The following is a 26325-nucleotide window of genomic DNA, read 5'->3' on the forward strand; positions in this document are numbered from 1 at the left end:
GTCCGTACCGACCGGATGGTATGTTGCCCGCGTGATCGAAGCGGCGCGCCAGACCTGGCGGTTCCTCGAGCCCTACCACGGAATGATCTACTTCGCCCCGGAAGCGGCTGCCGCGTACGAGGCACTCGGTCTCACCGGCCGCGCCGGGTACTTCGCGTCGAGGTCGGCGGCGCTCGGCGCAGTCCCTGCCCCGGTCGTGGTCGCCACCTTCTACAACTTCAACCCGGGCCTCGTGCGGACGTCGATCGCCACCGCCTGGTCCGCCACCGACCCGGCCGCCGTCCTCGCCGCCCGCTACGCAGCGGCTGACGAGGCTTTGCGCGGCATCCTGGGCGAGGCGATCGCCTCACCCGAGATGCGCCGGGCCGCCACTCTCCTCCGCGCGGCCGCCGAGACGGTCGCCGAGGATGTCGTCGGCCGCCCCCTGTTCGCTGCCCACGCGGCCCTGCCGTGGCCCGATGAACCCCATCTGGTCCTGTGGCACGCGCAGACCCTGCTCCGGGAGTACCGCGGCGACGCGCACGTGGCCGCCCTGCTGACGGCCGGCCTGAGCGGCATCGAAGCTCTCGTCTCCCACGCCGCCTCCGGTGCCGTGCCCGCCGAGACCCTGCGCACTTCCCGGGCGTGGTCCGAGGCCGAGTGGACCGCGGCCATCGCCGGCCTCCGCGAGCGGGACTGGCTCACCGACGACGCCGACCTGTCGTTCACGCCCACGGGAGCGGCCCGCCGAGCGGAAATCGAGCGGGCGACCGACGAGAACAGCGTGACTCCCTACGCTCACATCGGCGAGTCCGCCTGCGCCGAACTGCAGGCACTCGTGCGTCCGTTCAGCCGGGCGCTCGCCGAGGAACTCATGCCCTGGGCGCTCGCGAGGTACTAGCTGCGCTGTCAGCGTGACGTCAGGTAGCTGACGAGCATGTCGGCGACCATGCGCCGGTGGTGGTCGCGGTGGGCGGGGTCGAGCATGTCGCGGTCGAAGATGGCGTTGAACGTGTAGCGGTTGGCGGTGCGGAACACGCAGAACGCGCTGATGGCCATGTGCACGTCGAGGGCGTCGACGTCGTCGCGGAACTGCCCGGTTTCGCGGCCGCGGGCGAGGATGCGGGTGAGCACGTCGAGTGCCGGGTTGGCCAGGTTGGACAGGGCGTTCGAGCGGGCGATGTGCTCGGCGCGGTGGATGTTCTCGATGCTGACCAGCCGCACGAAGTCGGGGTGGGATTCGTGGTGGTCGAAGGTGAGCCCGGCGAGCCGGCGGATCGCTTCGGCGGGGTCGAGGTGGTCGACGTCGAGGTTCTGCTCGAGGGAGCGGATGACGGTGTAGGCGCGTTCGAGCACTTCGACGAACAGCTGGTCCTTGTTGGTGAAGTAGTAGTAGATCATCCGCTTGGTGGTGCGGGTCTTCGCGGCGATCTCGTCCACCCGGGCGCCGTCGAAGCCTTTTTCGGCGAATTCGCGGGCGGCCATGTCGAGGATGTCGGCGCGGGTCCGGTCGGCGTCGCGGATGCGTTCGGGTCCGCCTTTCGCCATCTCGTCCGACGTTGGTGCTGCCACGGACTTCCTTCCTCGCTCCGGCTGGTGTGCCCACTCTAGGACGTCGGAGCTCTTCACGGCGGCGATGTCATCAGGTACAAATAACGTACTGGTTCGTACATTAGAAGGGTACCCGTGTCGTCGTCTTCAGCGGTCGACGCGATCCCGTGCTCACCGGAACGCCTCCCCGGGAAAGGCAGCCCGCCGATGTCCTCGTCTGAGCCCCGCCGTTCGATCGCCACGGTCTGCCTCTCGGGGACCCTCGAAGACAAGCTGACCGCGGCCGCCCGTGCCGGGTTCGACGGGGTGGAGATCTTCGAGAACGACCTCATCGCCTCGTCCTGGTCGGCGAAGGAGATCGGCGAACACTGCGCCGAACTGGGCCTGTCGATCGACCTGTACCAGCCGTTCCGGGACTTCGAGGCGGTGCCGCCGGACGTGCTCGCCCGGAACCTGCGGCGCGCGGAACTGAAGTTCGACGTCATGGAGCAGCTCGGTGCCGACACGATGCTGGTGTGCTCGTCGGTGTCGCCGGACGCGGTCGACGACGACGATCTCGCCGCGGAGCAACTGCACCTGCTCGCCGAGCGCGCCGCCGCGCGCGGACTGCGGATCGCCTACGAAGCGCTGGCGTGGGGCCGGTTCGTCAACACTTACGAGCATTCGTGGCGCATCGTGCGCCGGGCCGCCCACCCCGCGCTGGGGCTGTGCCTGGACAGCTTCCACATCCTGTCGCGGGGCAGCGACCCGGCCGCGATCCGCACGATCCCCGGCGAGAAGCTGTTCTTCCTGCAGCTGGCCGACGCGCCGCGGCTCCAGATGGACGTGCTGCAGTGGAGCCGCCACCACCGGCTCTTCCCCGGCCAGGGCGCGTTCGACCTGACCGCGTTCACCGGGCACGTGCTCGCGGCCGGCTACCGCGGGCCGTTGTCGCTCGAGGTGTTCAACGACGTCTTCCGCCAGGCGGACCCGGCGCCGGCCGCTGTCGACGCGATGCGGTCGCTGCTCGCCCTGCAGGAAACGCTCGGCGTCACGGACCTGCCGCCCGCGCCGGCACTGTCCGGGCACGCGTTCGTCGAGCTGTCGGTGGCCGGCGAAGCGGAACGTCCGGTGGCGGATGCCTTGCGTGGGCTCGGGTTCACCGAAACGGGTCACCACCGGTCCAAGCCGGTCCGGTTGTGGCAACAGGGGGACGCGCGGATCCTGCTGAACAGCTCCGGATCTTCGGCGGGGGCGTCGGTCGGCGCGGTCGCGGTGGAGAGCGCCGACCCGGTCGTCTCGGCCCGGCGTGCCCAGCGGCTGCTGGCGCCGATCCTGCCGCGCACCCACCGCGCGGGCGAAGCGGATCTGTCGGCGATCGCGGCGCCGGACGGGACGTCGGTGTTCTTCTGCCGCACCGGCGCGGAAACCGGGGACAGCTGGCTCGGCGACTTCGCGGTGACCGGGGCGCCCGGCGGGGGTGCGGGGGTGACCGGGATCGACCACCTGGCCCTCACTCAGCCGTTCGACCACTTCGACGAGGCGGCGTTGTTCTACCGCGCGGTGCTCGGCTTGGAGCCGGAGCCGATGACGGAGTTCGCGGCGCCGTTCGGCCTGGTGCGCAGCCGCACGGTGGCGGACCCGTCCGGCCGGGTCCGCATCGCCCTCGAATCGGCCCTGCTCCGGCGCGGAGACTGGGCGCCGGGCGTACGCGAGCCCCAACGCGTCGCGCTGGCGACCGACGACGCCCTGGCGAGCGCGCGCCGGATGCGTGAGCTGGGAGCGCCGCTGCTCGACATCCCCGGGAACTACTACGACGACCTCGACGCCCGTCTGGCCCCGGATCCCGAGCTGCTCACCGCCCTGCGGCAGGAGTCGGTGCTCTACGACCGCGACGAGCACGGCGAGCTGCTGCACTTCTTCACGGTGGTGCTCGGTGGCCGCGTCTTCTTCGAGGTCGTGCAGCGGATCGGCGGCTACGCCGGCGACGGTGCCGCGAACTCCCCGATCCGGATGGCCGCGCACCGGAGGCAGCGCGAAGCGAATCGCCCGACCTCCGCGTAGCCCGCGCCCGCGGCTACTTCCGGCGTCCGAGGGCCTTGGCGCGGTCGTGAGCCCAGCCGGCGAGCACGACGCCGAGCGCCGTGGCCACCAGGTAGCCGGCCAAGGTCCCGGTGAACCCCGCGCCGAGCCACCCCAGCAGCCCGGTGTTCGCGTGGTCGACCAGCAGGCGGATCGCGCCCTGGGCGCCCACCACCGTCAGGGCAGCCCCCAGGATCTGCAGCACGTCGAACTTCACGGTTCCCCCTCACGTTGCTGATACGAACGTATCATAACCATGGGTGATACCGTGGCGCCGTGGCGGGGAGCCGGATCACGGTGCGGGTGGGCGAGCGGCAGCTGACGCTTTCGAACCTCGAAAAGGTGCTCTACCCGCGGCACGGCTTCACCAAGGGCGAGGTGCTCGACTACTACACGCGCATCGCGCCGCTGCTGCTGCCGCACATCCGCGACCGCGCGATGACGTTCGTGCGGTTCCCCGACGGCGTCGCCGGCGGCTCGTTCTTCGAGAAGGACGTCTCCCGGCACGCGCCGGACTGGGTGCGCACCGCCCGCCTCACCGTCGGCGGCCGCGGCAAGGAGCCCGAGATCATCGCCTACCCGCTGATCAACGACCTGCCGGAGCTCGTCTGGGCGGCCAACCTCGCCGCGCTGGAGCTGCACGTCCACCAGTGGACCGTCGAAGACGGCGACGAGCGGAGCACGCCGGACCGGCTCGTGTTCGACCTCGACCCCGGCCCCGGCGCGACGGTCGTCGACTGCTGCCGCGTTGCCGAGCGCCTGTACGACGTGCTCGCCGCCGACGGGCTGACCCCGGTGGCTAAGACCAGCGGCTCCAAGGGCATGCAGCTCTACGCGGGCGTCGTGACGACGGACGGCGGCGAGACGTCGCAGTACGCGAAGGCACTCGCCGAGCGGCTCGCCGCCGAGACGCCGGACCTCGTCGTCGCGCGGATGACGAAGACGCTGCGGCCGGGCAAGGTCTTCATCGACTGGAGCCAGAACAACCCGTTCAAGACGACGGTGGCGCCCTACTCGCTGCGCGGGCGCGACGAGCCGACAGTGTCCACTCCGGTCACGTGGGACGAGGTGCGCGCGTGCCGGCACGTCTCGCACCTGCGGTTCACCGCCGACGAGGTCCTCGGGCGCGTCGACGACCTCGGTGACCTCTTCGCCGAACTGGACCGGACGCGTGTCCCGATTCCTGCGTTCGGCTGAATTTCGGAATTCGCAATTCCGCGGGGAAACCGCGGCGGTTCCGGAGGTGTCGGCCGCCGCGGCGGACGAAATTGCGGAAATCGGGCCCGACCAGGCGATTTCGATCGTCCTCTGTGGACTGCTGCACGTGCAGACGGCCGTGTCGGTGCACGACCCGCCGGGCGGGCGGATTCCGTTGTGCACCAAGCTGGACGAACTGGGTACGGTCTACGCGTAAACCACCATCTTGAGCCGTCGGAGCCGGTCATGAAGATCCAGAAACCGCCGCGGCTTTCGCGAGCCTTCGGCCGTTCTTCGCCGGGATCGTTGTGCGAGCCGTTCTCGGTCACGACGACGTTCCCCAGCGATCGGTGCACTCTCGTCGCGGTGGTGGGCGACATTGATCTGGCGACCGTTGCCATTCTTGTCGAATGTGCGGAAACGGCGTTGAGGCGCGGCGGTGTGCTCGTCGTCGACCTCGGCCGGGTCACGTTCTGCTCCGGCGCCGGCCTCCGGGCGCTGCGGCGGGTGCAGCGGCGCGCGGACGAGCTGATCGTCCCGACGGCGTGGGTGGTGCGCACGCCGGCGATGTGGCGGCTGCTGCGGGGGACCGGCGTCGCCGGGTTCTCCTGCTACCGGGATCGGGCCGACGCGCTGGTGGCGCTCGGCTGATCCGCTTCGACCGGCCGGGCAGGGTGCGCGGCCGGGTCCGGGAAGAAGGGAAACGGGTGTCCGGCCTGATCGACACCGATCTCGAGTTCTGGTTCCAGCGCGGCCTGCGCGCGTACCTCGGCGAGGTGGCCGGGGCGCTCGGCTTCGGCCTCGAGTCCTGCACCGTGGACGTGGACGTCCCGGTGTCGGCCTACGTCGCGGTCGACTGGCGGCTGCGCCGGTTCCCCGACCGCGACGTGGCGCTGCTGTGGGACGAGGTGCACGGCTGGGCTGCCGCGGTCGAGGCGGCGTGCGGGGAGGAGATGATCGTGCTGGCCTACCTCGGCGGGGCCGACATCCTGCCGCCGTCGCCGGTGATCGTGCGGTTCCTGGCCGCGCTGCGGGCCGGGGACCTGGAGCCGGACGGGCCGGGTTCGCCCGTGCTGCGCCGCGCCGGGAGCCACCAGGAGCTCCTGCCGTTGCTGCCGGCGGGGTGACGCGCCCCCGGTCGATCCTCCACACTGGCCGGGGGAGGTGGCGATGGGGACGGTGCCGGACGCGGTGGCGCCGATGCTGGCCGTCGACGGGTCCCTCCCGGACGACGACCACCACGGCTACGAGTGGAAGTGGGACGGCTTCCGGGGTTGCGCCCGGGTCGCCGGCTCCGGCGAGGCCCGGATCACCAGCCGCAGCGGCAGCGACCACACCCACCGCTACCCCGAGCTGCAGGAGATCTTCGCGCCCGCGCTCGGCGGTCACGCGGCGGTGCTCGACGGCGAGGTCGTCGCGCTGAACGCGGCCGGCCGCCCGGAGTTCGAGCTGATGCAGCGCCGCGCCATGCACGAGCCGACGGCGAAGCTGCGCGCCGAGGTCCCGGTCGTGTACTTCGCCTTCGACCTGCTGCGGATCGGGACGGAGTCGCTGCTGGACCGGCCGTACCAGCAGCGTCGCGAGCTGCTGGCCGAACTGGTCCGGCCGGCGGACGGCCGGTTCGTCGTGCCGCCCTGGTACACCCGCGCCGACATCGCGCCGGACCAGCTGCTGGCGACGGCGGCCCAGCACGGCATCGAGGGCGTCGTCGCGAAACGGCTGGACGCGCCGTACCTGCCCGGTGCCCGTTCGCCGTGGTGGACGAAGCGTGCCCTGACGCAGACGCGCGAAGTGGTCGTCGGCGGCTGGCGGGCCGGCGCCGGCCGCCGCGCGGGCACGTTCGGCGCGCTGCTGCTCGGCGGGTACGACGACGACGGCGCGCTGGTGTACATCGGCGACGTCGGCACCGGGTTCACCGACGACGCGCTCGACCACCTCCGCGAGGTCCTCACGCCGCTGGCGCGCGCGGAGTCCCCGTTCGCCACCGAAGTGCCGCGCGACCGCGCCCGCGGCGCGCACTGGGTCGAGCCGGACCTGGTCGGCGAGGTCGTCCACCGCCGCGTCACGCCGGATCTGCGGCTGCGCCACACGTCGTGGCGCGGCCTGCGCCCGGACCGGACGCCCGGCGAGGTACGAGCGCCGAAACCGATGGGGGAGTCGTGACCACACCGGTGCGCCTGGTCGAGATCACCGACGAGAACCGCGAAGCGGTGTGCGCTCTGCGCGTGCGGCCGGGTCAGGAGCGGTTCGTCGCGTCGGTGGCGAAGTCGCTGGAAGACGCCGCGACGACGCCCGAGGGCGAGCCCTGGTACCGGGCCGTCTACGCGGGTGACGAGCCGGTGGGCTTCGTGATGCTCAGCTGGGACGTCCCGCCCGGCCGCCCCGGCGTCCTCGGTCCGTACTTCCTGTGGCGGCTGCTGGTCGACGCGCGGCACCAGGGCCGCGGGATCGGCCGGGCGGTGCTGGCGGAGGTCGTCTCGCTGGTGCGGGCCGACGGCGGGACCGAGCTGCTCACGAGCCACCAGCCGGGCGACGACGGCCCGGGCGCCTTCTACCGCAAGGTCGGGTTCTCCCCGACCGGGGAGATCGACCACGGCGAGATCGTGGTGCGACTCGGACTGTGATCGCGCTCACGGCCGGTCACATCGGTCCGGTGGGCGGAGTCGTGGGGGTGACGGACCCGGAACCCCGGGGCCCGCGATCCCCGGAGGAGTCCCGATGTCCACCGCGTACGTGATCGTCACCCTGTTCGCCGCCGCCTTCGTCGGTTTCTCGGCCGTCTCGGTCTTCGCCCGGGCGAAGTGGGTCGTCGAGCCGATCACCTCCTACGGCGTGCCGGAGGCGTGGTGGCCGTGGCTGGGCACGGCGAAGGCCGCCGGAGCGGCCGGCCTGGTCGCCGGGTTGTTCGTGCCGCCGATCGGCATCGCCGCGGCGATCGGGCTGGTGCTGTACTTCCTCGGCGCGGTCGTCACCGTGGCCCGCGCCCGGTCGTACGGGCACCTGGCGTTCCCGCTGCTCTACCTGGCGCCCGTGGTCGCTTCGCTGGCGCTGCTGTCCTGACCGGCGAGCCAGGTGAAGGCGTCGGCCGCGTGGTCCAGCACGGAGATGTGGCCGTCGCCGGGAGTGAGCCGGAGCTCGGCGCCGGGGACCCGCGAGGCGAGCCACTCGCTGTGCGTGGCGGGGATCATCCGGTCGTCCGCGCCGTGCACCAGCAGCGTCGGCGCGGCGACGGCGGCGGGGTCGCAGCCCCACGGCGTGACGTAGGCGAGGTCGTCGTCGACCAGCCCGGCGGCGCCGAGGGCCGGCCGGACGACGTCGTCGAGCCACGACCACGATCCCTTGAGGGCGGCGAAGTCGGCCGTGGTGAAGACGTCCGGATCGAACTCTGCGGCGGCTTCGTACTTTTCCTTGGCGGCCCGGCCTTCGGCGGCGGCGCGCAGGGAAGCGGCACTGGCGGCGGCCATCCCGTCGAACCAGCCCTCGGCCCCGAAAGGCGCGACGGCGGCAAGACTCGCGACGGCTGTGACGCGGTCCGGCAGCAGGGCCGCGGTGGCGAGGGCGTGGGAGCTGCCGCCGGAGTGACCCATGACGGCGAAGCGCTCGATCCCGAGCGCGTCGGCGACGGCGGCCGCGCACTCGGCGGCGTTCCCGACGGTCCGGTCCGGCAGGTGCGTGGAAGTGCCGTAGCCGGGCCGGTCGTAGGAAACCCAGCGGACACCCAGGCTTTCGGCGAGCGGCAGCAGCGGCCCGGGCGGCGCGCCGAGGTTGGGCGTGCCGTGGTGCCAGAAGACCGTGCGCCGCGCGGGACCGCCGGTGTCGTAGAGGTGCAGGGTGCGCCCGTCCGGCAGGGCGAGGTCGGTCTCGATCACCATGCGCCGAGCCTAGCGAGGCTTCCGCTCACGACTGGCGGGCCAGCCGTTCCGCGAGCCAGGCCAGCGACAACGGGTACCGGTAGTCGATCGCGGCGTGACCCGCGTCGAACAGCTCGAAGTGGATCCGCTCCTCCGGCAGCCCCGCCTTGAGCACCTCCGCCCGGAACGCCTCCGCGCCGACGTCGAGGAAGTACTCGTCGCTCGTGCCCGCGTCGATCCACACCGCTCGCCACGAACTCACCGCCGAGGCGTGCGAAGGGACCATCCGGACCGGGTCCCTGTCCAGCCAGCGCTGCCACACCTCCGGCCGCACCACGCCCGTCGCCGGGTCGAACGGCAGCTCCGGGGTCCCGTCCGGGCGAGCCGAGAAGCACGCCGAAACCCCGAGCAGCTGCAGCAACGTTGTGTCCTCCGGCCGGGTGAACGCCGGCCGCGCGCGGAAGTCCGCCCACCACGCCTGGATGTCCTGGCCGTACCCGCGCAGGGCGCGGACCGCCTTGCCGAAGTCCGGGACGTAGCACAGCTCGTACAGCGAGTCGCCCGCGTGCGTGGCCAGTGCGCCGAACAGGTCGGGGCGCAGCATCGGCGTGATCATCGCGCCGAACCCGCCGGACGACTTGCCCGCGATCGCGCGGGACTCGCGGTCCGGGATCGTCCGGTAGTGCGCGTCCACCCACGGCACGATCTCGTCGCACAGGTACGAGTGGTAGCGGCCCGTCCCCGGCGAGTCGACGAACTGCGAGCCGCCGTACGCGGTCCACGCGTCGACGTACACCACGACGCAGCCCGGCGCGCCGCCGGCGAACACCGCGTCCGCCGTCTCCACGAACGGCCGGCGGAACGGTGTCCGGTTCGCCCACATCGAGAGGTGCCCCGTGTAGCCCTGGATCACGTACACCACCGGATAGCGCTCGTCGCCGTCGTCGTAGCCCGGGGGGACGTACACCCACAACGGCCGCTCGTGCGGGTCGCCGAGCGGGTTGTCCCGCAGCAGCGCGGATTCCACGGTGTGCCGGTCGAGCCGGCCGGCGAGGTCGCCGTCCCAGGGCAGCATGCCGCCAGTCAACCACGATCCACCCAGTTGCAAGGGCTAAGCGATACCTCTTTTCCGCGCGTAGCGTTGAGCCGTTTCGCCCCGACCTCCGTGTCAGGGGTAGGTGGTGGGTTAGGGGAATGCGGGGAAGACCATGAAACATCCGGGGCCGTTGTTCACATTGCTCGCCGGCGTCGTGCTCGCCGGCGGGATCGGGATCGTCACCGCGGTGACCGGGACCGGCGTCGCACCGGTCGCCGGGACCGCCGGCGCGGCGAGCGTCACGAGCACCACGGCGGCGCCGCCTCCCCAGGCGACGACTTCCGAAGCACCGAAGGCGGACGCGCCCGCGCGGGCGGACTACGCGGGACGGGTCACCGGCGGCGGTGCGTCCGTCGCGGTGTCGGTGCGCGACGGCCACGCGATCGCGTACCTCTGCGACGGCAAGAAGGTCGAAGCGTGGCTGCAGGGCGTGACGGTCGGCGGGAAGCTGGACCTCAAGGGGGCCAAGAACGCCAGCCTCGCGGGCACCTTCGACGCCACGTCGGTCACCGGGACGGTGACGGCGGCCGGCAAGACCTGGCAGTTCACCGCACCCACGGCGAAGAAGCCCGCGGGGCTCTACCGCGCGACGCCGAAGGTGAAGGGCAAGACGGCCAAAGTCGGCTGGATCGTGCAGCCCGACGGCAGCCAGGTCGGCATCCTGACGACGGACGAGGACCCGACGTCGGCTCCCGCACTCGACCCGGCGGCGAGCACCGCGACCGTCGACGGCGCGTCCGTGACCGCCGAGGCGGTCAGCGGCCTGGCCGGGAACGGTGACTTCTGATGACCACGGCGGGCAACCGCGCCGCGGCCGCGCTCCTCGTGCCGCTCGCCGTCGGCGCCGTCGTCTCGGTGGTGCTCGGCGTCTACGGCAGCCTGCACACGCCGACCGGCGTCGCGGTGAACGTCGCGGGCTTCTCCAGCCCGCAGTCGGTGAAGGCGTGGCTCGCGACGGTCGTCGTCGTGCTGGCCGTCGTCCAGCTGCTCTCGGCGCTGGCGATGTACGGCAAGCTCGGCCGGACCGCACCGGCGTGGGTTTCGCCGGTACACCGCTGGTCGGGGCGGCTGGCGTTCCTCGTGTCGATCCCGGTGGCGCTGCACTGCCTCTACGCGCTGGGGTTCCAGTCGTTCGACACGCGGGTGCTCCTGCACTCGCTGCTGGGCTGCTTCTTCTACGGCGCGTTCGTCGCGAAGATGCTGCTGCTGCGCAAGGAAGGTGCGCCCGGCTGGTCGCTCCCGGTCCTCGGTGGTCTCGTGTTCACCGGGCTCGTCGGGCTCTGGCTGAGCGCGTCGCTGTGGTTCTTCACCCAATCGGGCTTGACCTTCTAGGGGGACGATCATGCGCAACGACGACACGGATCCGGTGGTCGCCCGCCGGACGGCGCTCGCGGCGGTCGGCGCCGGGCTGGTGGCGGGCTGCAGCACCTACGGCGGTAGTTCCGGCTCGTCTTCCGCCGCGCCGCAGCAGCCCGCGGCGCCCGGCGGGACCGAGCTGGGCGCGACCGGCGACGTCCCGGTCGGCGGCGGCAAGGTGTTCGCGGACAAGCAGGTGGTGGTGACCCAGCCGGCGGCGGGGACGTTCGCGGCCTTCTCGGCGATCTGCACCCACCAGGGCTGCACGGTCGACGCCGTCGCGGACGGCACCATCAACTGCCCGTGCCACGGCAGCAAGTTCAAGATCGCCGACGGCTCGGTCGCGCACGGCCCGGCGTCGCGGGCGCTGGAGAAGAAGAACGTCACCGTCGCGAACGGCAAGATCACGCTGGCCTAGGAGCAGAGCGGTCGCGATGGTCCTCGACCGTCCACAGAGGACTTGGTGGTCCCGCCGGGCTGCACCGGGCCTACGCCGACCCGGTGGCCGAGCTGGCGCAGGTGAACGTCGCGGTCCCGCGCGCGCCGCTCGACGACCCGGCGAGGACCGGGTTCGCGAACGCGTTCGACGCCGTCGCGCGGCTCGCCGAAGCCGCGCCCGGCTTCGTCCGGCGGCTGGGTGCGGGCTCGGGGCACGCGGTCCTCGCCACCTCCGCCGGGGACCGAGGTGGTCGTCAACGTCTCCGGGTGGCGGGACTGCCGCAGCCTCCACGAGTTCGTCTACCGCAGCGCCCACGGGCGGTTCCTGCTGCGCCGCCGCGACTGGTTCGCGCCGACGCCGCAGCCGTCCACCGCTCCGCGGTGGGTGGCCCCGGCGTCGGGCCGGCCCTGGCGCGGTTGCAGTACCTCCGGGACCACGGGCCGTCACCCCAGGCGTTCTCGCTGCTCCGCCGGTTCACCGTGGACGGACGCCGCATCCGGTAATCGGTCGCCGCCGAGCGGCCCGTCTGGCACCATCGGACCGGTGAGCCCGGTCGAGATCGCCTGCGACGAGTCGGGTTCGGAGGGCGAAAACCTCGTCGGCGGCGAGACGGACGTCTTCGCCCACGCCGGGGTCCGGCTGACACCCGAGGCCGCACGAGCCTGCGTGAGCGAGATCCGCGCCCGCATCGGCTCGCCCGCCGAGGAGTACAAGGCCAACCACCTGCTGCGCGGCAAGCACCGCCCGGTGCTCGAGTGGCTGCTCGACCCCGCCGGCCCCCTCGCCGGCCACGGGCACGTCCACCTGACCGACAAGACGTTCTTCGCCGTGCGGGCCGCGGTCACGCTGCTGGCCGAGCACGGCACCGACGCCATGGCGCGCACCCTCCACCGCGCCGGCCCCACCGCCTTCGGCCCCGACCGCTGGGCGTCCTTCCTCGCCGCGTTCACCAGCGTGCTGCGCCTCAGGCAGCGACGCGGCGTGACGACGTCGCCGGAGGAGTTCTTCGCCCTCGTGAGTGAGCTCGCCGGCCCGGGCGAAGCCGGCGAAATCATGGCCCTGCTGAGCCAGGGCGCCGACCGCGTGGCCGCCTACCGCGCCCGCCTGGCGACCGATCCCGGCCTGGTCCCGGTGCTGGATCCGCTGGTGCCCGCGGTGATCCACACCGTCCGGCACTTCAGCGCGGACGGCACCCCGGTCGCCCTGGTCCACGACGAACAGCTCGCCCTGACCGGTGAACGCGTGCTCCAGCTGAAGGTCACGCTCGGGCACCGGCTGGCCGGCGTCCGGTTCGTGGACTCGCGGTCCGACGCCCGCGTGCAGGTCGCCGACTTCCTCGCCGGCGTCGCCCGCCGGATCGCCTCCGACGCGCTGAACGGGCGCGGCGACCCCCGGCTGACCGCCCTGCTGCAGTCCTTTGTGGACGCCGACTCCGTCTGGAACGCGCTCAGCAGCTGACGACCTGCGACGGCGACGTCGTGTTGTCGAGCCGCTTGACGTACGCGCTCCCGCTGCGCCGCGCGCACGCGGACTCCCGGGAGGCGAACGGCCCGTCGAAGACGGCGTACACGTCGGCGCCGTTCACCTGCTGCCGCAGCGAGCCGCAGCCGGTGGTCGGCGTGTGCAGGTACTTCGCGCCCGGGTGCGCGTCGAGGAACCGCTGGACGTCGGCGCGGTAGCGGGCCGGGGTGATCGCGGAGCCGAGCACGACGACGAACGAGCCGTCGCACGCCGGTGTGCTCATCGCGATCGCCAGGCCGAGGTCGGCGCCGCTCGCGACGCTGGTGGCGACGGAGGTCCGGACGCTGACCTCCGTGGTCGTGACCGGCGGTGCGGTCACGGGCGGCGCGGCGGGGGCGGAGGACGACGTCCCCGTGGCGGGGCCGGGTACCGGCTGGGCCCGCGACGAGGGTTCGAGGACCGTGAACCACCCGATGACGGCCACGAGCGCGAGCAGCGCCACGCCGGCGACCAGCCAGGGCGCCTTCGAAGCCCGCTGCCGCACCTGCGTCGCGGCCGGAGCCGGCCGGGTGGCCTGCCGGGTCGGGGGAGCGGCGGCGTGGACCGGGCTCGTGCCGCCGAGCGCGGCCCGGGCGGCGTCCGCCAGCTCGGTGACGCTGCCGAAGCGCTCCGCGGGGTTCTTGGCCATGCCCCGCGCGATCACGGCGTCGAACGCCGCGGGCAGCCCGGGCCGCAGCGTGCTCGGGCGCGGGGGCGGCTGGTACAGGTGCGCGCCGATCAGCGACGCGGCCGTCGTCGCCGCGAACGGCTTGCTGCCGGTCAGGCACTGGTGCAGCACGCAGGCGAGCGAATAGACGTCGACGCGGTGGTCGGCCGGCGCGTCCGCGAAGCGCTCGGGCGCCATGTAGTCGAGCGTCCCGACAGCGCCGCCGGTGGCGGTCAGCTCGGTGCCGGGCCCGGCCGCGCGGGCGATGCCGAAGTCCACGAGGTAGGCGAACCCGGTCGCGCCGACCAGCACGTTCGACGGCTTGACGTCCCGGTGCACCAGGCCTTCGGCGTGCGCGGCCGCCAGTGCCTGGGCGACCTGCCCGACGATGCCGACCGCCTCGGCCGGGGCCGGCGCCCCGCCCGCGGCCAGCCGGGTGCCGAGGTCGTCGCCGTCGACCAGGCGCATGTAGAGGTAGAGGCGCCCGTCGATCTCGCCGTAGGCGTGGATCGGGATCACGTGCGGCTCGCGCAGGCGCGCCACCGCGTGGGCCTCCCGCCGGAACCGCTCCTGGAACTCGTGGTCGGCCGCGAAGTCCGGCGCGAGCAGCTTCAGCGCCACGACGCGGTCGTGGCGCGTGTCGTAGGCGCGGTGGACTTCGCCCATGCCACCCCGGGCGATGAGCGACTCGACACGGTACGGCCCGAACTGGCGGCTCACGCGTTTCCCTCTGCAGACACCGGGAAGTCTGCCCCGGATGGCAGCGCGTTACAGCGGTTTCGCTGACTATAGTCAGGTAATGGACCCCGACCTGGTCGACGGCGTCCGGCGGTTCAACCGGACGGTCACCCAGCGGATCGGCGCGCTCGACGACGCCTTCCTCGCCCGGGCCCGCCCACTGGGCGAGGCGCGGGTGCTGTGGGAGATCGGGGCCACCGGGCGCGACGTCCGCGAGCTGCGGGAGCGGCTCGACCTCGACTCCGGCTACCTGAGCCGGCTGCTGCGCGGGCTGGAACGGGACGGCCTCGTGCGCGTCGAGCCGAGCGCCGCGGACGGCCGCGTCCGGACCGCCCGGCTGACGGCGGCCGGGCAGGCCGAACGCGCCGCGCTCGACCGGCTCTCCGACGACGCGGCCGCCGCGCTCCTCGCCCCGCTGTCCGGCGGGCAGCGCACCCGGCTCGTCACCGCGATGGCCGAGGTCGAGCGGCTCCTCACGGCCTCGGCCGTGGACGTCGCGCCGTGCCCGCCCGGGCACGCGAAGGCCCGGTTCTGCCTGCGCGCCTACTTCGCCGAACTGGCCCGGCGCTTCGACGGCGGGTTCGACCCCGGGCTCAGCATCTCCGCGGCGGACGAGGAGATGACCCCGCCGGCCGGGGTCCTGCTGGTGGCCACGCTGCACGGCGAGCCGGTCGGCTGCGGCGCGCTGAAGCTCCACGGCGACGCGCCGGCCGAGGTCAAGCGGATGTGGGTGACGCCGTCAGCGCGCGGTCTCGGGCTGGGCCGCCGGCTGCTGGCCGAGCTGGAGGCGCACGCGGCCGGCCTGGGCGTCCGCGCGCTGCGGCTGGAGACGAACCGCGCGCTCGGCGAAGCGATCGGCCTGTACCGCGCGGCGGGGTACCGCGAGGTCGCGCCGTTCAACGACGAGCACTACGCCGATCACTGGTTCGAGAAGCAGCTGCCCGGCCCACGTACCCTGGACGGGTGCGGACCCGCCCCACCCTGACCTGGACGTCCCCGGACGCGCCGCTGCCGCGGACCTCGAGTCTCGACGAGCTGGCCGGCGTCGTCGCGCGCGGCCGGGTCGCCGTGCTCAGCGGGGCCGGGCTGTCCACCGAATCCGGGATCCCCGACTACCGCGGCGAGACCGGCAGCCTGCGCCGGCACACGCCGATGACCTACGACGAGTTCGTCACCAGCGCCGACGGCCGGCAGCGCTACTGGGCGCGCAGCCACCTCGGCTGGCGCACCATCGCCCGCGCCGACCCCAACGACGGCCACCGCGCGGTCGCCGCCCTGTGCGACGGCGGGTACTTCGGCGGCGTCATCACGCAGAACGTCGACGGCCTGCACCAGGCGGCCGGCACCGCGGACGCCGTCGAACTGCACGGCAGCCTGGACCGCGTGATCTGCCTGGACTGCCGGAGCACGAGCCCGCGCGCCGAGCTGGACCGGCGGCTGCGGGTGGCGAACCCGGACTTCGAGGGCGCGGCCACCCGGATCAACCCGGACGGCGACGTCGAGCTGCCCGAGGACGTCGTGCGCCGGTTCACCCCGGTGCCGTGCGCGGAGTGCGCCGGCGTGCTCAAGCCGGACGTGGTGTTCTTCGGCGAGAACGTGCCGCGGCCCCGCGTCGAGCAGTGCTACCGCCTGGTCGACGAGGCCGCCGCGCTGCTCGTGCTGGGGTCCTCCCTGACAGTGATGTCCGGGCTCCGCTTCGTCCGCCACGCGGCGGCCGCGGGCAAGCCGGTGGTGATCGTCAACCACGGGGAGACCCGCGGCGACCGCTACGCCTCGGTGCGGGTCGACCTCCCGCTGGGGCGGGCGCTGGCCGAGCTGGCCGGGCGGCTGGGCTGCGGGCTCAGCGAGGGTCGCGGCCGAACCGCGTGAGCATCCGGTCCTGCCGGGACGCGCCGGGCGCACCGGGCGGTGGCTCGGCGAAGACCTGGGGGCTCAGGGCCAGCCCCGCGAAGATGTCGTCGTGGCTTTCGTCGATCCACGCGACGAGACCGGGGTCGAGGGTGTCGTCGGCACCGAGAGCGCGGGCCAGGTCCCAGGTGTGCACCGTGCTGTCCGTCGTGCGCACGGCCAGGGCCCGTCGTCCGGTGAGCCGGCCCAGCGGGTAGTCGACGACCCGGTCCAGCGCGCCTTCCTCGGCGAAGGCCGCCGCGCAGGCCCGGACCGATGCGGTGAACGCCGTGACCGGGTCGTCCCCGAGCGCGTCGGCGTCGCGGGCGGCCAGGAACTCCTCGCGTGTGCCCCCGCGCAGGAGCCCGATGTAGTTGAGGTTTCCCCGGGTCATGTGGTTCGCCAGCGCCCGCACGTCCCAGTCGGTGCACGGGGTCGGCGCGGCCCAGCCGTCGGGCGCCACCGCGCGGAGGTGGTGCTCGAAGCCCTTGCTCGCGAGCAGGAAACGGGGGATGAGCATGGCGTCCACTCTGGCCCGCCCGCGGGTGCGGTGCAGGCGGGTTTCGGACGCCGTGGGCGAGCCGGCCCGGGCAGGTGGGGGAAACGCGCCCGGACCGGCTCTGCGACGGACCTCCACAGCCGGTCGTTGCCCACAAGACGCGGCGGGCGCCCCGGGCGTTACACCGGCTGCAACCCGTTCCAGGACCAGTGCGGCATCGCGAGCCCGGCGGGGACGTCGTCGGCCGGTCCCGGGTAGGTGAGGACCTCGGCGACCGCCCACTCCATGTAGGACCGCAGCGCGCCGCGGAACTCCGGATCGGCGGGCAGGCCGGCGTCGTCCGCGGCCCGCACGAAGCACTCGACGAACCGGCGGCCGAGGTCGCTCATGTCGCCGTTGCCGGCGTGCAGCCGCAGCATCGCCGAGTGGTCGCTGCACTCCGTGGAGAACCGCGGCGGGCCGCCCATGACCTCGGCCCAGTACCGGGCCAGCCGGTCGACGTGCTGCGGGTGCTGCCCCGGGTGCGAGAACGGGTGGTTCAGCTCGGGGTCGGCCAGGCAGCGCTCGTGGTGGGCGGCGGCCAGCGCGCGGAACGCGGGGTCGCCGCCGGCGAATTCGTACAGCGTCGGGCGCATCCGCCGAGCCTGGCACGGCCGCTCGCCGAACGCCAGGACGTCAGCGCGCCGCCGCGGCCGCGCGTTCGGCCGCCGGGGTGAAGCCGCCGAACGCGTCGACCGCCCGCCGGACGTCCTCGGTCACGAGGTCGTGGTTCAGCGCGCCGGCGGCGGCCGCGCCCTGGGCGGCGGCGATGATCACGGTCGCCCGCGCGTCGACGACGTTCCCGGCCGCCCACACGCCCGGCACGTTCGTCTTGCCCATCGGGTCGGTGGCGCCTTCTTCGTAGCCGAGTCCGCGCAGCAGTTCGTCGTGCGGGACGGTCGAGGTGCGAAGGAACAGCGCCGCCCGGGGCACGAACCGCGCGCCGAGTTCGACCCCGGTGAGGCGGCCGTCTTCCCGCCGCAGGGCGGTGACGGTCCCGTCGACGATCTCGATGCCCCGCGCGTCGAGCCGCTCACGGTCCTCTTCGGACGGTGGTGCGGTGTGCGCGAAGTACACGACGTCCGGTGACCACTGGCGCACCAGCAGCGCGTGCTCGACGCTCGCGGGTTCGGTGCCGAGCACGCCGAGCGGCTGGTCCCGGACCTCGTAGCCGTGGCAGTACGGGCAGGTCACCACGTCGGTGCCCCAGCTTTCGCGCAGGCCCGGGATGGCCGGCAGGTCGTCGTGGACGCCGGTCGCGACCAGGACGCGCCGGGCGGTCAGCTCCCGGCCGCTCGCGAGCCGGGCGGTGAAACCGGGTTCGAGCCCGCTCACCCGGTCTTCGAGGATCTCGACCCCGTAGCCGGCGAGCTCTTCGCGGCCGATCTTGAGCAGTTCGGCCGGCGGCAGGCCGTCGCGGGAGAGGAAGCCGTGCATGTGCTCGGCGGGGGCGTTGCGGGGCGAACCGCCGTCGACGACCACGACGCGCCGCCGCGCGCGGCCGAGCATCAGGGCGGCGTTCAGGCCCGCGGCACCGCCACCCACCACCAGGACGTCATAGCTGTTTTCGGTCATGCCGCCACCTTGAACCCGGCATCGCGATTCCGACAACAAATGTTGCCGTTTCCGGGACAAGGGCGTTTGCTGGGGGCATGACGGACGCCATCACCCAGGCCCTGGCCGAGGTCGGCCCCCGGCTCAAGCGGGTCCGCACGCAGCGGCGGGTCACGCTGGCCGACCTCTCGGCGGCGACGGGCATCTCGAAGAGCACGCTGTCGCGGCTGGAGTCCGGCCAGCGCAAGCCGAGCCTCGAGCTGCTGCTGCCGATCGCGCAGGCCCACCAGGTACCCCTCGACGAACTGGTGGGCGCGCCGGAGGTCGGCGACCCCCGCGTCCGGCTCACGGCGCGCCGCATCCCGCGCCACAACGGCGCCACGATGACGGTCCTGCCGCTGACCCGCCAGCCCGGCGCGCCCCAGGCGTTCAAGATGGTCCTGGAACCGGAGACGGGCGAGCCCGACCCCCAGGTCCACGAGGGCTACGAGTGGCTGTACGTCCTGTCGGGCCGGCTGAGGCTGGTCCTGGCCGACCGCGACATGACCCTGGGCCCGGGCGAGGCGGCGGAGTTCGACACGAGGCTGCCGCACTGGTTCGGCGCGGTCGGCGGTCGGCCGGCGGAGATCCTCAGCCTGTTCGGGAAGCAGGGGGAGCGGCTCCACCTGCGGGCGAAGTCGCGCTGACGTTCAGAACCCGATGGCTTCGCGCAGCAGCAGCACCGTCGCCCGCCCCGGCCGGGGTTCCGCGGTGAGCACGAGGACCCGGTTGACCGCGCTGGGCCACCCGTGGACCTCCTGCGTGCGGGCGCTTTCCCGGGGCAGGCAGTGCTCGTCGACGCGGCGCAGCGCAGTCTCCAGGTCGGGCACCACTTTCTGCGCCCCGACCACCCAGATCGCCCGGCCGGCGCCGCCCGCATAGGCGGGCAGCTGGCTCCCGCTGCCCGAAGCGGCCACGAGGGAGCCGGTTTCGGTGACCGCCGCGACGCTGCCCACCACGACGTCGGGGCTCGCGAGCAGCCGCCGGATCTCGTCGGCGCCCGTCGCGCGGTCGATCGCCAGGACGAGTGGTTTCACCGCCCGGTACCGCTCGCCGTCGTTGATGTCCGCGTCGATGCCCGACAGGCGCAGGGTCTCGCTGGCCCCGGTGAACACGCCGGCCCCGGCCGGGATCAGCTCGCGGACGCGGGCCCGCGCGGCCGCGGCGTCGTCGAGGATCTCCACGGCGAACCCGTGGGCGGTCAGCGCCGCGGCCGCCCGCTCCAGGCGCTGGGCGGGCACGGGGTCGGCGAACGAGGTGATCGGCAACGGGGTGGTCATGGCGGCTCCTGGCGTGGTCGGATCGGTTTCCCCGGGTACGACAACGCAGCCACCCGGAATGTGAGGCCTCACATCCGGGGCCGCTGTCTTGTCGTACGGGGTGACGACGAAGGGAGCACGATGGACGCGCTCATGGGCGAGCGGCGCCGGTTGATCAACCTCGCCTACCGGCTCCTGGGCTCCCTGGCCGAGGCCGAGGACGCCGTGCAGGAGGCCTATGCCCGGTGGTTCGCGCTGTCCCGGCCGCAGCGGGACGCCATCGAGTCCCCGGGGGCCTGGCTGACGACGGTCACCGGCCGCATCTGCCTCAACCTGCTCGGCTCGGCGCGCGCACGCCGCGAGACCTACGTGGGCGAATGGATCCCCGAGCCGGTGCCCGAGAGCCCGGCCGGCGATCCGGCCGACCGGGTCACGCTGGACGAGTCGGTGAGCATGGCGTTCCTGGTCGTGCTCGAGTCGATGACGCCGGCCGAGCGCGTCGCGTTCATCCTGCACGACGTCTTCTGCCACTCCTTCGCCGAAGTCGCCGAGATCGTCGGGCGGACGCAGGCGGCGTGCCGCCAGCTGGCCTCTTCGGCCCGCCGCCGCGTTCGCGCGTCGCAGGGTCTGCCGACTCCGGCGGCCCGGCAGGCGGGGATCGTCCGGGAGTTCAAGCGGGCGTGGGAGGCGAAGGACATCGACGCCCTGATCGGCCTCCTCGATCCGGGCGCCACGGCGACCGCCGACGGCGGCGGCCTCGCCGCCACCTTCCTGCACCCCATCGAAGGCGGCGAGCGGGTCGCGCGCGCCTGGATCGAGCTCGCCGGCCGCAGGCCCGGCACCATGACGTTCCTGGAGCGCACGGTCAACGGCCGGCCCGGTCTGGTCGCCCGGCAGGACGGCGTCGTCGTGACGGTGTTCGCGTTCGAGGTCGCGGGTGACCGGATCCGGCACATCTGGGTCGTCCGCAACCCCGAGAAACTGCGGCGCTGGACGAACTAGGGGAGTTCGGCCGGCAGCGCGAAGCCCGCGTACATCGCGGGGTCGAGGAAGCCGGTGATCTCGGCGATCCGGTCGTCGCGCAGCGTCAGCACGTTCACGCAGCCGATGCGGAAGACGCCGTCCGGGTGGCGCTGGTAGCACGCGAACGCGAGCTGGCCGCTGGCCCGGACCGGCACGAGCCGCCACGGCGTGGCGAACACGCTGCCGGACAGGAAGCGGGCGACGTCGTCGCGGCCGTCGAACCAGGCGGGCAGCGGCGGCATCGTGAAGCGGGCGTCCTCGGCGAGCAGGTCGAGCAGCGCCGGGACGTCCGCGCGCTCCCACGCCGCGACGAAAGCCGCCACCAGCGCGCGTTCCGCGTCGTCGCCGAGACTGCGCAGCGTCGCCTGCTGGCTTCGCGACGGCGTTCGCTGGTCGAGGGTCTTGCGGGCCCGCTGCAGCGCGCTGTTCACCGAAGCGACCGACGTGTCGAGCACCTCGGCGACCTCCGCGGCGGAGAACGCGAGCACCTCGCGCAGGATCAGCACTGCCCGCTGGGTGCCGGGGAGGTGCTGCAGTGCGGCGACGAACGCCAGCTCGACGCTTTCGCGGAGCTCGAAGCGGCGCTGCGGGTCCCAGTCGTCCCCGGGGTAGGGCTCGACGAACGCCTCGCCGTCGACCGGGCCGGCGAGCGCGTCACCGGGCTTCGCCGCCGGGTGGTGGTCGCGCGGCAGCAGGCGTTGCGGCCGCTGCTTGATCATCCGCAGGCAGGCGTTCGTGGCGATCCGGTAGAGCCACGCGCGCACCGAGCTGCGCCCCTCGAACCCGGCCAGCCCGCGCCAGGCACCGAGCAGCGCCTCCTGCAGCGCGTCTTCGGCGTCGTGCAGGGCGCCGAGCAGCCGGTAGCAGTGGGCGCGCAGCTCGCTCCGGTAGGGCCGCACGAGCCGGTCGAACGCGCCGCGGTCCTCGCGCCGGGCCGCTTCGAGCAGGTCGGCTTCGGTGTCCATGCGCGCATCCTGCCCGACGGTCAGCCGAGCTCGCGCTGCATCAGGAGGGTGTCGAGCCACCGGCCGTGTTTGAACCCGACGCGCCGCAGCACGCCCGCGTCGGTGAACCCGGCCGCGCGGTGCAGGTTCCGCGACGCCGGGCTGCCGGAGTCGACGACCACGGCGATCGCCTGCTGGGCGCCCGCCTTGGCGCACCGCTCGAGCAGCTCGTCCAGCAGGCGCCGGCCGTGGCCGCGGCCGGTGGCTTCGGGCGCGAGGTAGATGGTCGTCTCGACGGTGTGCCGGTAGGCGGGTTTCGGCCGCCAGGGCGCGGCGAGTGCGTAGCCGTCGATGCCCGCCCCGGCCAGGACGAGGAACGGCAGGTCGCCCTCGCGGATCTTCGCGCGCCACTGGTCCGGGGTCGGTGGGGTGGTCTCGAAGGTGACGACCGAGTCGGTGACGTACGGCGCGAAGACGGCCGCGATGCCTTCGGCGTCCGCCTCGGTCGCCGGCCGCATTTCCGCTATAGTGGACATGGCTGCTATTATAGAGGAATGATCGATCCGGTGAGCCTGGGCCGCCGCCTGCACGCCTTGCGGACCGGCCGCGGCCTGGCGTTGAGCGCGCTGGCCCGGGAAGCCGGGGTGAGCGTCAGCATGCTGTCGGCCATCGAGCGCGGCGAGAAGACCCCGACGGTGGTCGTGCTGTCCCGGATCGCCGACGGCCTGGGGTGGTCGTCGTCGCGCCTGCTGGCCGACCTGGAGACGGACCGGGTGATCGTCCGCCGCGCGGCCGAGCAGGACCACGTCGCCGAGCCGGGTGGCTGGCACCGCACGGTGCTGACGCCGGTCGTGCCGGGGGTCAACTTCGAGTGGATCCGCACGACGTTGCCCGCCGGGTGTGACGCGGGCGAGTTTCCCGCGTACGCGCCGGGTTCCCACGAATTCGTCGCGGTGGAGTCGGGCACGCTGTGGCTGGGCGTCGATTCGGCCGAGCACGTCCTGGCGGCGGGGGATTCGGTCTACTTCCCGGCCGACGTGACGCATTCCTACGCGAACCGCGGCGACGAGCCGTGCGAGTACCACGTGGCGGCGCTCGTGATGCGCCCGCGAACCGGCCGGGTTCAGTAGGCGACGTCGCTGCGGCCGAGTGCTTCGCCGAGCGCCGGCCCGGCGCTCCCGTCCTCGTCGAGCGCCCGCCGCAGCAGCGCCGCCGCGTGGGTGCGGACACCGCAGCTCGCCGGATTCCGCCGCAGGTCCTCGAGAACGGGCGAGCCGACGCCGCACACCGACCTGACCACCGAGACGATCTCGGCCACGGTTCGCGACGCCGCCTCCGAAACCCGGACTCCCGAGCGGACGGCACCGAAGTGGTCGGCGATGGCGCGGACGGCCGCGTCCGCGAGGTTCCGGTGGTCCATGGGCGTCCCCCCTCCAGGCCAGGCCGATGATCCCGTCCAGAGGTCGCCGGTGACGGCGGCGTTGTTACGGCAACCCGCGAAAACCGGGTGACACCACCGTCTTTTCCGTGGCACCCTGCGGATCATGTTTCCCGTGACCGATAGCGCGACGCTCGCAGGCGTGTCCCTGCCGAGCGCCCTTTCGGCACGGCTGTCTTCGATCCTGCACAGCGGCGCTCGAAGCTGACCCTTCCCCGATTCCCTGTCGTGAGCGCGGAACCGCCGGGGAAGGGTCGACGCGTTCGCCCGGTTTCGCGCGCTTTCGCTCTCAGTACAGGAAATCCCATGACCAAGCAGCAGTACGTGCGCACCAAGCCGCACCTCAACATCGGCACGATGGGTCACGTCGACCACGGCAAGACCACCCTCACCGCGGCCATCACGAAAGTGCTGGCCGAGCGCGGCGGCGCCAACCGCTACGTCGCCTTCGACCGCATCGACCGCGCGCCGGAGGAGATCGAGCGCGGCATCACGATCAACATCGCGCACGTCGAGTACGAGACGCCGACCCGGCACTACGCGCACGTCGACATGCCGGGCCACGCCGACTACGTCAAGAACATGATCACCGGCGCGGCCCAGCTCGACGGCGCCGTCCTGGTCGTCTCGGCGCAGGACGGCGCGATGCCGCAGACGCGCGAGCACGTCGTGCTGGCGCGCCGGATCGGCGTCGAGCACCTCGTGGTCGCGCTCAACAAGGCCGACCTCGCCGACGACGAGGACCTGCTCGACCTGGTCGAGCTCGAGGTCCGCGAGCTGCTGACCCGCTACGGGTTCGACGGCGAGGCCGTGCCGGTCGTCCGCGTGTCCGGGCTGCGCGCGCTCGACGGCGACCCGTTGTGGACGCAGCGGATCCTCGACCTGCTCGAGGCCGTCGACGAGCACGTGCCGATCCCGCCCCGGCGGCTCGACCTGCCGTTCCTCATGCCGATCGAGAACGTCCTGACCATCACCGGCCGCGGCACCGTCGTGACCGGCGCGGTGGAGCAGGGCACCCTCGCGGTCGGCGACGCGGTCGAGGTGATCGGGCTCGGCCCGGCCGTCACGAGCGTGGCCACCGGGCTCGAGACCTTCGGCAAGCCGATGGAGCGCGCCGAGGCGGGGGACAACGCCGCGGTGCTGCTGCGCGGGGTCAAGCGCGGCGAGGTCCGGCGCGGGCAGGTCGTCTGCCTGCCGGGCAGCGTCCGGCCGCACACGCGGTTCCGCGCGGACGTCCACGTGCTGTCGGCCGCCGAGGGTGGCCGGCGGACGCCGTTCGCGGCGAACTACCGGCCGCAGTTCCACTTCCGCACGAGCGACGTCGTCGGGGTGGTCGCCCTCGCCGAGGGCGTGCCGGTGGTCCGGCCGGGTGAGGCGGCTTCGCTGACGGTGGAGCTCGGCCAGCCGGTCGCGATGAGCCCGGGGCTCGGGTTCGCCATGCGCGAAGGCCGGCTCACCGTGGCCGCCGGCACCGTTCGCGAGGTGCTGGACTGAAGAGCGAGCTCGCCCCCGCCCCGGCGGGGGCGAGCTTGACTCATCCGATCATTTGCTCCTAGCCTGGTGACGCGCATTCCCGATCCGCCGTCGGAAACACCGCGCAGTGTTTCCGCCGTAGCGAGAAAAGGGAGCTTTCGTGGGCGAAGCGTTCAGCCGCCGTCGTGCGGTCACCTGGGGAGCTGCGGCGGGCGCCGCGCTGCCATTCATCGGATCTCCGGCGATCGCGGCGGAAGACGGCGCGCCGGGCCGGTTCTTCGACGTCACGAAGTTCGGTGCGAAGGGCGACGGGCGCACCATCGACACCGCCGCGATCAACCGCGCGATCGACGCGGCCGCGACCCGCGGCGGCACCGTGTACTTCCCGGCCGGGAAGTACGCGAGCTATTCGATCCACCTCAAGAGCACCGTGGCGCTGTACCTGGCGGCGAACGCGACGATCCTCGCGGCCACCCCGGCCGGCGGCAAGGGCTACGACCCGGCCGAGCCGGGCGCGGGCAACCCGTACCAGGACTTCGGGCACAGCCACTGGCACAACAGCCTGATCTGGGGCGAGAACCTGGAGAACGTCACCATCGAGGGGCCGGGCAAGATCGACGGCAAGGGCCTCGTCGCCGGCGGCAGCGCGGAGTCGGCGCCGCTCAACGGCAACAAGGCGATCGCGCTCAAGCTGTGCCGCAACGTCGCGATCCGCGACATCACGATCGTCAACGGCGGCCACTTCGGCATCCTGCCGACCGGCGTCGACAACTTCCGCATCGACGGCCTGGTGATCGACACCAACCGCGACGGCATCAACATCGACTGCTGCAAGAACGTCCGGATCGCCAACACGACGGTGAACTCGCCGAACGACGACGCGATCGTGCTGAAGAGCTCGTACGCGCTGAACCGGGTGCGCGACACGGAAAACGTGACCATCACCAACTGTTTCGTCAGCGGCTACGACCTCGGCACGCTGGTCGACGGCACGTATCGGACGTCGTCGTACGGGCGCACCGGCCGCGTCAAGTTCGGCACGGAGGCCAACGGCGGGTTCCGCAACATCGCGATCTCCAACGTGGTCTTCGAGTACTGCCGGGGCCTGGCGCTGGAGACGGTCGACGGCGGGTGGCTGGAGGACGTGACGATCAGCAACCTGACGATGCGCAAGGTCCAGATGCCGCTGTTCCTTCGTCTGGGTGCCCGCATGCGCGGCCCGGCGGGTATCCCGGTCGGGTTCCTGCGCCGGGTGAGCATCAGCGACGTGACGACGTTCGACGCGGACCCGCGGTATCCGTCGTGCTTCGCGGGGATCCCCGGCCACCCGATCGAGGACTTGAAGCTGAGCACCATCCGCCACCACCTGGCGGGCGGCCTCACCCCGGGCGACGCGGTCCAGAACCCACCGGGGCTGGAAACCGCCTACCCGGAGCCGTCGATGTTCGGCACGCTCCCGGCGTACGGGTTCTTCATCCGCCACGCGCGCGGGATCAGCCTGGACAATGTGGACGTCCGCTTCGGAGCCCGGGACACGCGCCCGGCGTTCGTCGTGCGTGACGCCGCGGATGTGGACGTGCACCACTGCCGCGCGGACCAGGTGGCGGGAACCCCGACGTTCGTGCTGGACGGCGTGGACGACTTCCGGGTGAGCGATGGGCGCCCGGTGGGGGAGGCCCGGGTGGAGCACGCGGACCACCAGGAGCTGTAGGACCGGCCGGCGGGACCCCGGCGC

General features: G+C 73.0%; 32 protein-coding genes and 2 pseudogenes. 22 read left to right on the forward strand and 12 right to left on the reverse strand.

The genetic code is table 11. The features are described 5' to 3' along the window. Positions 1–31 precede the first annotated feature (31 nt). The gene (locus tag QRX60_RS34970) at positions 32–880 is read left to right on the forward strand and encodes an SCO6745 family protein (RefSeq protein WP_285995710.1); all 849 of its coding nucleotides are present in this window, start codon (positions 32–34) and stop codon (positions 878–880) included. An 8-nt stretch (positions 881–888) separates the two neighbouring features. Here the strand turns inward: QRX60_RS34970 and QRX60_RS34975 are convergent, their stop codons facing one another. Continuing rightward, positions 889–1551 (reverse strand): TetR/AcrR family transcriptional regulator, encoded by a 663-nt coding sequence (locus tag QRX60_RS34975; RefSeq protein WP_408630156.1) that lies wholly within the window; start codon positions 1549–1551, stop codon positions 889–891. Between the two features lie 186 nt (positions 1552–1737). Here QRX60_RS34975 and QRX60_RS34980 point away from each other — a divergent pair, with 186 nt between their 5' ends. Next, entirely contained in the window at positions 1738–3573 is a 1836-nt protein-coding gene (locus tag QRX60_RS34980) for a bifunctional sugar phosphate isomerase/epimerase/4-hydroxyphenylpyruvate dioxygenase family protein (protein WP_285995711.1), read from the forward strand. 13 nt (positions 3574–3586) lie between these two features. On the opposite strand, the gene QRX60_RS34985 is transcribed toward QRX60_RS34980, so the two are convergent. Next, entirely contained in the window at positions 3587–3808 is a 222-nt protein-coding gene (locus tag QRX60_RS34985) for a hypothetical protein (protein ID WP_285995712.1), read from the reverse strand. A gap of 59 nt (positions 3809–3867) precedes the next feature. Between QRX60_RS34985 and ligD (QRX60_RS34990) the strand changes: the two genes are divergently transcribed. From ligD (QRX60_RS34990) to QRX60_RS35020, 7 genes are all read left to right on the forward strand, one after another. After that, complete coding sequence (gene ligD / locus QRX60_RS34990) at positions 3868–4788, forward strand: non-homologous end-joining DNA ligase (protein ID WP_285995713.1); 921 nt, start codon at positions 3868–3870, stop codon at positions 4786–4788. Continuing rightward, entirely contained in the window at positions 4763–5005 is a 243-nt protein-coding gene (locus QRX60_RS34995) for a hypothetical protein (RefSeq protein WP_285995714.1), read from the forward strand. The genes ligD (QRX60_RS34990) and QRX60_RS34995 overlap by 26 nt, the downstream gene beginning before the upstream one ends. Positions 5006–5034: 29 nt before the next feature. After that, positions 5035–5439: an STAS domain-containing protein gene (locus tag QRX60_RS35000; RefSeq protein WP_285995715.1), complete on the forward strand. Its 405-nt coding sequence runs from the start codon at positions 5035–5037 to the stop codon at positions 5437–5439. Positions 5440–5495: 56 nt separating this feature from the next. Next, positions 5496–5915 carry a DUF6292 family protein gene (locus tag QRX60_RS35005; RefSeq protein WP_285995716.1) on the forward strand — a complete coding sequence of 140 codons (420 nt, stop codon included), beginning with the start codon at positions 5496–5498 and terminating at the stop codon, positions 5913–5915. 43 nt (positions 5916–5958) lie between these two features. After that, positions 5959–6951, forward strand: a complete 993-nt coding sequence (gene ligD / locus QRX60_RS35010; protein WP_285995717.1) for a non-homologous end-joining DNA ligase — start codon at positions 5959–5961, stop codon at positions 6949–6951. Further along, positions 6948–7412, forward strand: a complete 465-nt coding sequence (locus QRX60_RS35015) for a GNAT family N-acetyltransferase (RefSeq protein ID WP_285995718.1) — start codon at positions 6948–6950, stop codon at positions 7410–7412. The genes ligD (QRX60_RS35010) and QRX60_RS35015 overlap by 4 nt, the downstream gene beginning before the upstream one ends. A 94-nt stretch (positions 7413–7506) precedes the next feature. Continuing rightward, on the forward strand, positions 7507–7848 hold the full coding sequence (locus tag QRX60_RS35020; protein WP_285995719.1) for a DoxX family protein: 342 nt from the start codon (positions 7507–7509) through the stop codon (positions 7846–7848). Here QRX60_RS35020 and QRX60_RS35025 read toward each other — a convergent pair. Both QRX60_RS35025 and QRX60_RS35030 read right to left on the reverse strand, forming a co-directional pair. Then, positions 7806–8660: an alpha/beta fold hydrolase gene (locus tag QRX60_RS35025; RefSeq protein ID WP_285995720.1), complete on the reverse strand. Its 855-nt coding sequence runs from the start codon at positions 8658–8660 to the stop codon at positions 7806–7808. The two genes, QRX60_RS35020 and QRX60_RS35025, sit on opposite strands and share 43 nt — an antisense overlap. A gap of 25 nt (positions 8661–8685) precedes the next feature. Further along, the gene (locus tag QRX60_RS35030; RefSeq protein ID WP_285995721.1) at positions 8686–9714 is read right to left on the reverse strand and encodes an alpha/beta hydrolase; all 1029 of its coding nucleotides are present in this window, start codon (positions 9712–9714) and stop codon (positions 8686–8688) included. Positions 9715–9847: 133 nt separating this feature from the next. On the opposite strand from QRX60_RS35030, the gene QRX60_RS35035 reads away from it, so the two are divergent. From QRX60_RS35035 to QRX60_RS35055, 6 genes and pseudogenes are all read left to right on the forward strand, one after another. Then, the gene (locus QRX60_RS35035; protein ID WP_285995722.1) at positions 9848–10522 is read left to right on the forward strand and encodes a hypothetical protein; all 675 of its coding nucleotides are present in this window, start codon (positions 9848–9850) and stop codon (positions 10520–10522) included. After that, positions 10522–11067: a DUF6529 family protein gene (locus QRX60_RS35040; RefSeq protein WP_285995723.1), complete on the forward strand. Its 546-nt coding sequence runs from the start codon at positions 10522–10524 to the stop codon at positions 11065–11067. Before QRX60_RS35035 ends, QRX60_RS35040 begins: the two co-directional genes overlap by 1 nt. A gap of 10 nt (positions 11068–11077) precedes the next feature. Further along, positions 11078–11509 carry a Rieske (2Fe-2S) protein gene (locus tag QRX60_RS35045; protein WP_285995724.1) on the forward strand — a complete coding sequence of 144 codons (432 nt, stop codon included), beginning with the start codon at positions 11078–11080 and terminating at the stop codon, positions 11507–11509. A gap of 101 nt (positions 11510–11610) precedes the next feature. Next, positions 11611–11745: pseudogene (locus tag QRX60_RS51650) on the forward strand (DUF3291 domain-containing protein); the annotation flags it as partial. A 31-nt stretch (positions 11746–11776) separates the two neighbouring features. Next, positions 11777–11875: pseudogene (locus tag QRX60_RS51655) on the forward strand (DUF3291 domain-containing protein); the annotation flags it as partial. Positions 11876–12073: 198 nt separating this feature from the next. Next, positions 12074–12988 (forward strand): DUF3800 domain-containing protein, encoded by a 915-nt coding sequence (locus QRX60_RS35055; RefSeq protein ID WP_285995726.1) that lies wholly within the window; start codon positions 12074–12076, stop codon positions 12986–12988. Here the strand turns inward: QRX60_RS35055 and QRX60_RS35060 are convergent. Then, positions 12978–14417 (reverse strand): serine/threonine-protein kinase, encoded by a 1440-nt coding sequence (locus QRX60_RS35060; protein WP_285995727.1) that lies wholly within the window; start codon positions 14415–14417, stop codon positions 12978–12980. The genes QRX60_RS35055 and QRX60_RS35060 overlap by 11 nt on opposite strands. A 79-nt stretch (positions 14418–14496) precedes the next feature. Here QRX60_RS35060 and QRX60_RS35065 point away from each other — a divergent pair, with 79 nt between their 5' ends. Together QRX60_RS35065 and QRX60_RS35070 are read left to right on the forward strand one after the other, a co-directional pair. After that, the gene (locus tag QRX60_RS35065; protein ID WP_285995728.1) at positions 14497–15420 is read left to right on the forward strand and encodes a bifunctional helix-turn-helix transcriptional regulator/GNAT family N-acetyltransferase; all 924 of its coding nucleotides are present in this window, start codon (positions 14497–14499) and stop codon (positions 15418–15420) included. After that, positions 15399–16304 carry an NAD-dependent protein deacetylase gene (locus tag QRX60_RS35070; RefSeq protein ID WP_285995729.1) on the forward strand — a complete coding sequence of 302 codons (906 nt, stop codon included), beginning with the start codon at positions 15399–15401 and terminating at the stop codon, positions 16302–16304. The genes QRX60_RS35065 and QRX60_RS35070 overlap by 22 nt, the downstream gene beginning before the upstream one ends. On the opposite strand, the gene QRX60_RS35075 is transcribed toward QRX60_RS35070, so the two are convergent. From QRX60_RS35075 to QRX60_RS35085, 3 genes are all read right to left on the reverse strand, one after another. Next, entirely contained in the window at positions 16276–16842 is a 567-nt protein-coding gene (locus QRX60_RS35075) for a TIGR03086 family metal-binding protein (protein WP_285995730.1), read from the reverse strand. The two genes, QRX60_RS35070 and QRX60_RS35075, sit on opposite strands and share 29 nt — an antisense overlap. Before the next feature lie 158 nt (positions 16843–17000). Then, positions 17001–17456 carry a group II truncated hemoglobin gene (locus tag QRX60_RS35080; RefSeq protein WP_285995731.1) on the reverse strand — a complete coding sequence of 152 codons (456 nt, stop codon included), beginning with the start codon at positions 17454–17456 and terminating at the stop codon, positions 17001–17003. A gap of 40 nt (positions 17457–17496) precedes the next feature. Continuing rightward, positions 17497–18435, reverse strand: a complete 939-nt coding sequence (locus QRX60_RS35085; RefSeq protein WP_285995732.1) for an NAD(P)/FAD-dependent oxidoreductase — start codon at positions 18433–18435, stop codon at positions 17497–17499. Positions 18436–18512: 77 nt separating this feature from the next. On the opposite strand from QRX60_RS35085, the gene QRX60_RS35090 reads away from it, so the two are divergent. Continuing rightward, complete coding sequence (locus QRX60_RS35090) at positions 18513–19100, forward strand: helix-turn-helix domain-containing protein (protein ID WP_285995733.1); 588 nt, start codon at positions 18513–18515, stop codon at positions 19098–19100. Positions 19101–19103: 3 nt separating this feature from the next. Here the strand turns inward: QRX60_RS35090 and QRX60_RS35095 are convergent, their stop codons facing one another. Further along, positions 19104–19733 carry an LUD domain-containing protein gene (locus QRX60_RS35095; RefSeq protein WP_285995734.1) on the reverse strand — a complete coding sequence of 210 codons (630 nt, stop codon included), beginning with the start codon at positions 19731–19733 and terminating at the stop codon, positions 19104–19106. Between the two features lie 120 nt (positions 19734–19853). Between QRX60_RS35095 and sigJ the strand changes: the two genes are divergently transcribed. Continuing rightward, entirely contained in the window at positions 19854–20714 is an 861-nt protein-coding gene (sigJ, locus tag QRX60_RS35100; protein WP_285995735.1) for an RNA polymerase sigma factor SigJ, read from the forward strand. Here the strand turns inward: sigJ and QRX60_RS35105 are convergent. Both QRX60_RS35105 and QRX60_RS35110 read right to left on the reverse strand, forming a co-directional pair. Then, positions 20711–21700, reverse strand: a complete 990-nt coding sequence (locus QRX60_RS35105; RefSeq protein ID WP_285995736.1) for a sigma-70 family RNA polymerase sigma factor — start codon at positions 21698–21700, stop codon at positions 20711–20713. The genes sigJ and QRX60_RS35105 overlap by 4 nt on opposite strands. A gap of 20 nt (positions 21701–21720) precedes the next feature. After that, on the reverse strand, positions 21721–22215 hold the full coding sequence (locus tag QRX60_RS35110) for a GNAT family N-acetyltransferase (RefSeq protein WP_285995737.1): 495 nt from the start codon (positions 22213–22215) through the stop codon (positions 21721–21723). Between the two features lie 18 nt (positions 22216–22233). Between QRX60_RS35110 and QRX60_RS35115 the strand changes: the two genes are divergently transcribed. Next, positions 22234–22809 carry a helix-turn-helix domain-containing protein gene (locus QRX60_RS35115; RefSeq protein WP_285995738.1) on the forward strand — a complete coding sequence of 192 codons (576 nt, stop codon included), beginning with the start codon at positions 22234–22236 and terminating at the stop codon, positions 22807–22809. Here QRX60_RS35115 and QRX60_RS35120 read toward each other — a convergent pair. Beyond that, entirely contained in the window at positions 22803–23099 is a 297-nt protein-coding gene (locus QRX60_RS35120) for a hypothetical protein (RefSeq protein ID WP_285995739.1), read from the reverse strand. The two genes, QRX60_RS35115 and QRX60_RS35120, sit on opposite strands and share 7 nt — an antisense overlap. A 324-nt stretch (positions 23100–23423) precedes the next feature. On the opposite strand from QRX60_RS35120, the gene tuf reads away from it, so the two are divergent. Both tuf and QRX60_RS35130 read left to right on the forward strand, forming a co-directional pair. Continuing rightward, on the forward strand, positions 23424–24611 hold the full coding sequence (gene tuf, locus QRX60_RS35125; RefSeq protein ID WP_285995740.1) for an elongation factor Tu: 1188 nt from the start codon (positions 23424–23426) through the stop codon (positions 24609–24611). A gap of 199 nt (positions 24612–24810) precedes the next feature. Beyond that, positions 24811–26301 (forward strand): rhamnogalacturonidase, encoded by a 1491-nt coding sequence (locus QRX60_RS35130; RefSeq protein ID WP_408630285.1) that lies wholly within the window; start codon positions 24811–24813, stop codon positions 26299–26301. Positions 26302–26325 lie beyond the last annotated feature (24 nt).

Origin of the sequence: Amycolatopsis mongoliensis (genome assembly GCF_030285665.1) — a bacterium.
Classification (GTDB): domain Bacteria; phylum Actinomycetota; class Actinomycetes; order Mycobacteriales; family Pseudonocardiaceae; genus Amycolatopsis; species Amycolatopsis mongoliensis.

Bases quoted from the DNA above. Each gene is read 5' to 3' on its own strand.
- QRX60_RS34980 (WP_285995711.1), top strand. From the start codon at position 1,738: ATGTCCTCGTCTGAGCCCCGCCGTTCGATCGCCACGGTCTGCCTCTCG.
- QRX60_RS35000 (WP_285995715.1), top strand. From the start codon at position 5,035: ATGAAGATCCAGAAACCGCCGCGGCTTTCGCGAGCCTTCGGCCGTTCT.
- ligD (WP_285995717.1), top strand. From the start codon at position 5,959: ATGGGGACGGTGCCGGACGCGGTGGCGCCGATGCTGGCCGTCGACGGG.
- QRX60_RS35020 (WP_285995719.1), top strand. From the start codon at position 7,507: ATGTCCACCGCGTACGTGATCGTCACCCTGTTCGCCGCCGCCTTCGTC.
- QRX60_RS35025 (WP_285995720.1), bottom strand. From the start codon at position 8,660: ATGGTGATCGAGACCGACCTCGCCCTGCCGGACGGGCGCACCCTGCAC.
- QRX60_RS35030 (WP_285995721.1), bottom strand. From the start codon at position 9,714: ATGCTGCCCTGGGACGGCGACCTCGCCGGCCGGCTCGACCGGCACACC.
- QRX60_RS35035 (WP_285995722.1), top strand. From the start codon at position 9,848: ATGAAACATCCGGGGCCGTTGTTCACATTGCTCGCCGGCGTCGTGCTC.
- QRX60_RS35040 (WP_285995723.1), top strand. From the start codon at position 10,522: ATGACCACGGCGGGCAACCGCGCCGCGGCCGCGCTCCTCGTGCCGCTC.
- QRX60_RS35045 (WP_285995724.1), top strand. From the start codon at position 11,078: ATGCGCAACGACGACACGGATCCGGTGGTCGCCCGCCGGACGGCGCTC.
- QRX60_RS35065 (WP_285995728.1), top strand. From the start codon at position 14,497: ATGGACCCCGACCTGGTCGACGGCGTCCGGCGGTTCAACCGGACGGTC.
- QRX60_RS35075 (WP_285995730.1), bottom strand. From the start codon at position 16,842: ATGCTCATCCCCCGTTTCCTGCTCGCGAGCAAGGGCTTCGAGCACCAC.
- QRX60_RS35080 (WP_285995731.1), bottom strand. From the start codon at position 17,456: ATGCGCCCGACGCTGTACGAATTCGCCGGCGGCGACCCCGCGTTCCGC.
- QRX60_RS35085 (WP_285995732.1), bottom strand. From the start codon at position 18,435: ATGACCGAAAACAGCTATGACGTCCTGGTGGTGGGTGGCGGTGCCGCG.
- QRX60_RS35090 (WP_285995733.1), top strand. From the start codon at position 18,513: ATGACGGACGCCATCACCCAGGCCCTGGCCGAGGTCGGCCCCCGGCTC.
- QRX60_RS35095 (WP_285995734.1), bottom strand. From the start codon at position 19,733: ATGACCACCCCGTTGCCGATCACCTCGTTCGCCGACCCCGTGCCCGCC.
- sigJ (WP_285995735.1), top strand. From the start codon at position 19,854: ATGGACGCGCTCATGGGCGAGCGGCGCCGGTTGATCAACCTCGCCTAC.
- QRX60_RS35105 (WP_285995736.1), bottom strand. From the start codon at position 21,700: ATGGACACCGAAGCCGACCTGCTCGAAGCGGCCCGGCGCGAGGACCGC.
- QRX60_RS35110 (WP_285995737.1), bottom strand. From the start codon at position 22,215: ATGTCCACTATAGCGGAAATGCGGCCGGCGACCGAGGCGGACGCCGAA.
- QRX60_RS35115 (WP_285995738.1), top strand. From the start codon at position 22,234: ATGATCGATCCGGTGAGCCTGGGCCGCCGCCTGCACGCCTTGCGGACC.
- QRX60_RS35120 (WP_285995739.1), bottom strand. From the start codon at position 23,099: ATGGACCACCGGAACCTCGCGGACGCGGCCGTCCGCGCCATCGCCGAC.
- tuf (WP_285995740.1), top strand. From the start codon at position 23,424: ATGACCAAGCAGCAGTACGTGCGCACCAAGCCGCACCTCAACATCGGC.